The organism is Acidimicrobiales bacterium, from assembly GCA_036399815.1.
Classification (GTDB): Bacteria; Actinomycetota; Acidimicrobiia; order Acidimicrobiales; family DASWMK01; genus DASWMK01.
On record DASWMK010000227.1, the window covers coordinates 1 to 3,593 of the forward strand.

General features: G+C 74.5%; 4 protein-coding genes. 1 reads left to right on the forward strand and 3 read right to left on the reverse strand.

Annotated features, from left to right (window positions below; translation table 11 throughout):
• Positions 1–93: 93 nt before the first annotated feature.
• Both VGB14_17040 and raiA read right to left on the reverse strand, forming a co-directional pair.
• On the reverse strand, positions 94–771 hold the full coding sequence (locus VGB14_17040; GenBank protein HEX9994639.1) for a response regulator transcription factor: 678 nt from the start codon (positions 769–771) through the stop codon (positions 94–96).
• A gap of 7 nt (positions 772–778) precedes the next feature.
• Positions 779–1,354, reverse strand: coding sequence for a ribosome-associated translation inhibitor RaiA (raiA, locus tag VGB14_17045; protein ID HEX9994640.1), 576 nt, complete (start codon positions 1,352–1,354; stop codon positions 779–781).
• 210 nt (positions 1,355–1,564) lie between these two features.
• Between raiA and VGB14_17050 the strand changes: the two genes are divergently transcribed.
• Positions 1,565–3,280, forward strand: coding sequence for an alpha/beta hydrolase (locus VGB14_17050; GenBank protein HEX9994641.1), 1,716 nt, complete (start codon positions 1,565–1,567; stop codon positions 3,278–3,280).
• 103 nt (positions 3,281–3,383) lie between these two features.
• Here VGB14_17050 and VGB14_17055 read toward each other — a convergent pair.
• Positions 3,384–3,593: phosphoribosyltransferase family protein (locus tag VGB14_17055; GenBank protein HEX9994642.1), on the reverse strand; the 210-nt coding region annotated here is incomplete at its 5' end.

Below are 3,593 nucleotides of genomic sequence, written 5' to 3' on the forward strand. Positions count from 1 at the left end.
CGGAGGATGCGGTCGAACAGGCCCATGCCCGCCCCACTGTACCGGTGCCCCCAGGGCCGCCCGCCTCGCCGCCGGGCCGCGGGCCGCGGGCCGTCAGCCGATGTCGAGGAGCTTCTCCCGCACGGCGTAGATGACGGCCTCCATCCTCGTGCGCAGGTGGAGCTTCTCGAGGATGTTCCTGACGTGGTTCTTCACCGTGTTCTCGGCGATGGCGAGCCGGTTGGCGATGTCCCGGTTGGACAGGCCCTGGGCGACGAGGCGCAGCACCTCCATCTCCCGCTCGGTCAGGCGGGGGGCCAGCTGCTGGCGCTCCTCGGCCTGGCGGGCCAGGTTGGAGAACTCGGTCAGCAGCTTCGACGCCATCGACGGCGGGATCAGGCTCTGCCCGCCCACCACCGAGCGCACGGCCCCGGCCACCTCCTCGATCGAGATCTCCTTCAGGAGGTAGCCGGTGGCGCCGGCCTTGATCGCCTCGTAGAGGTCCTCCTCCTCGTCGCTCACCGTCAGCATCAGGATGCGGGTGGACGGGACGGCCTCGGCGATCCGGCGGGTCGCCTCGATGCCGCTCACCTTCGGCATCCGCACGTCCATGAGGACGACGTCGGGCGCCACCTCCTCGGCCAGCGCGACCGCGGCCTCGCCGTCCTGGGCCTCGCCGACGACGTCGATGTCGTCCTCGCCCTCGAGCACCATCGTCAGGCCGCGCCGGAACAGCGCGTGGTCGTCGCAGACGAGGACGCGGATGCGCTCCCCCGGGCCCGTGTCGGTCACCTCGGCGCTAGTCGGCTTCCTCGATCAGCCCGACGTCGCCGTCGGAACGCCGGTACACGACGGCCGCCCGGCTCGTCTCCGAGTTCGTGAAGAAGTAGAAGTCGTGGTTGAGGAGGTCCATCTGCATGGCGGCCTCCTCGGCGGTCATCGGCTTGATCTCGAACCGCTTGGTCTTGACGATCCGCGGCCGGCGCTCGCCCTCGTCGCCGTCGCCGTCGTCGTCGTCGCCCGCCCGCCCCGGCGCCCCGGCCAGCGCGCCGGCCGCCCGGCCGTTCGGGTGGTGGCGGCGCACGAGCTTGGTCTTCAGCCGGTGGAGCTGGTGCTCGAGCTTCTCGACGGCCCGGTCGACGGCGACGAACCCGTCGGGCGCGTGCACCTTGGCCCGCACGTGGTGCCCGTGGCCCTCCAGGGTGACCTCGCAGATCTCCTTGTCGGCGATGCGGGGGTTGCGCTCCTCGGAGAAGTGGACCTCGGCCCGCTCCATGCCGTCGAGGAACCGCGCCAGCCGGCCGATCTTCTCCACGGTCGTCGCCCTGAGCGACTCGGAGATCTCGGTGTTGCGGCTGCTCACGCTGATGTCCACGCCGGCACCCTCCTGATCGACTGCGACGCTCCGTACGACCGCGACCCGTGGTGCGCGGGGATGGTACCCACGCCGCCGCTCCCGGGCGACGGCCGTCGCCCCGGCGGACGCCGCGGCGGCCGTGCTCGTCGCCGCAGCGGCGGGCGACCGGGCGGGCTACGGTCCGGGCGGCGGCGCCCGAGGGCGCCCGCACGACCCCGGGGAGGGACGTTGGCCGTCACGACGGGCACGCGCAGGTCGATCGGCACGAGTCCGGGCGCCGACCCGGCCTCGTCCCGGCGGGCGACCGCCCGCCACCACCGCTGGGTCGCCCCGGCGCTGGCGACGGCGCTCGTCGCCGCGCTGCTGACCGCCGTGCCCGCGCCGGCCGGGGCGTCGGCCACCGCCGCCGGCGGGGTGCCCGTCCCCGACCTGACCTGGGTGGACTGCGGCGAGGGCTTCGAGTGCGCGACCGCGGCCGTGCCCCTCGACTACGACCGGCCCTCCGGCCCGACCATCGACCTCGCCCTCCGCCGGCTGCCGGCCGCCGACCCGGCCCGCCGCATCGGCTCGCTGTTCCTCAACCCGGGCGGCCCGGGCGGCTCCGGCGTCGAGTTCGTCGGCGCCGCCCCGTTCCTGTTCGCGCCGATCGTGCTCGACCGCTTCGACATCGTCGGCTTCGACCCGCGGGGCATCGCCAACAGCACCCCGGCGACCTGCTTCGACGACCCCGACGACCTGCGGGCGTTCCTCCGTGGCCAGCCCGTCTTCCCGGTCACGCCGGCGCAGGAGGCGCAGTACATCAGGACCTACGGCCGCCTCACCGACCTGTGCGCCGAGAACGCCGGGCGCATCCTCGGGAACATGTCGACCGCCGACGTCGCCCGTGACCTCGACCTGCTCCGCCAGGCCGTCGGCGACGAGCGGCTGAACTTCGCCGGCTACTCCTACGGCTCGATCCTCGGCCAGACCTACGTCAACCTGTTCCCCGACAAGGTCAGGGCCGTGATCATCGACGGCGTCCTCAACCCCTTCGAGTGGGTGGGCGTCGGCGACGAGGCCGACATCCCCCTCACGACCAGGGTCCGCAGCGCCGAGGGCGCGTACGACACGCTCCAGGGTTTCCTCTCCGAGTGCGACGCCGCGGGCGTGCACGCCTGCGCCTTCGCCGGGGGCGACCCGCGCGCCAAGTACGACGCCATCGCCGACCGCCTCCGGCGGGCCGAGTTCGGGATCCCGTCCGAGGGCGGCGAGGTGCCGTTCGGCTACGACGAGCTCGTCGGGCTGACGCTCGGCACCCTGTACTCGCCGTACGGCTGGCCGGAGTTCGCCGAGTTCCTCCAGTTCCTGTACGAGGCGACCGACCCGGCCGCCATCGGCGCCGCCTACGACGCCGTGGTCGCCCGGCTCGGTGGTGGGCTCGACAACGCCATCATCTCCTTCCCCGCCGTGACCTGCCTGGACTCGAACAACCCGTCCGACCCGTACGTCTGGCCCGCGGCGGCCGCCGAGGCGGACCGGCGGGCGCCGTACTTCGGGCGCCTCTGGACCTGGGCCGGGATCGCCTGCGCCACCTGGCCGGTCGCCGACGACGACCGCTACACCGGCCCGTGGGACGCCCAGACGTCCGACACCGTGCTCGTCATCGGCACCCGGTTCGACCCCGCGACGCGGTACGAGTCGGCCGAGTTCGTCAGCGACCTCCTTCCCGACGCTCGCCTCCTGACGCTCGAGGGCTACGGCCACACCTCGCTCGCGCAGAGCCGGTGCATCGACCGCTACGTCGCCCAGTACCTGGTCGGGACGGCCCTGCCGTCCGAGGGCACCATCTGCCAGAGCGACGTCGAGCCGTTCCCCGACGACGCATCCGCCCAGGCGAGCAGCCCGAGGGCGTCGGTGCCGAGGCCGCTGCCGCCCCAGGTGCGGATCGCCGTCACCCCCCGCTGACCCCGGCGCCGCCGGGCGCAGCGGGCAGCGGTCGCATCGGTCACCGGTGTCGGGCCGGCGGGGCCCGAGGCCGGTGGCGGGCGGCGGGCAGCGGGCGCATGGGTCACGGCTGCCGGGCCGGCGGGGCCCGGGCCGGTGACGGCGTGCGGGCGGCCGCCAGCACCACCACCCTCGCCGCCCCGGCCCGGCGGAGGGCGAGCGCGGCCGCGGTGACGGTGGCGCCGCTGGTGACGACGTCGTCCACGAGCAGCACCCTGGCGCCGACCACCGGCAGGGCAGCGCCCCACCGGCGGCCGGGGTTCGGTTCGAGGCG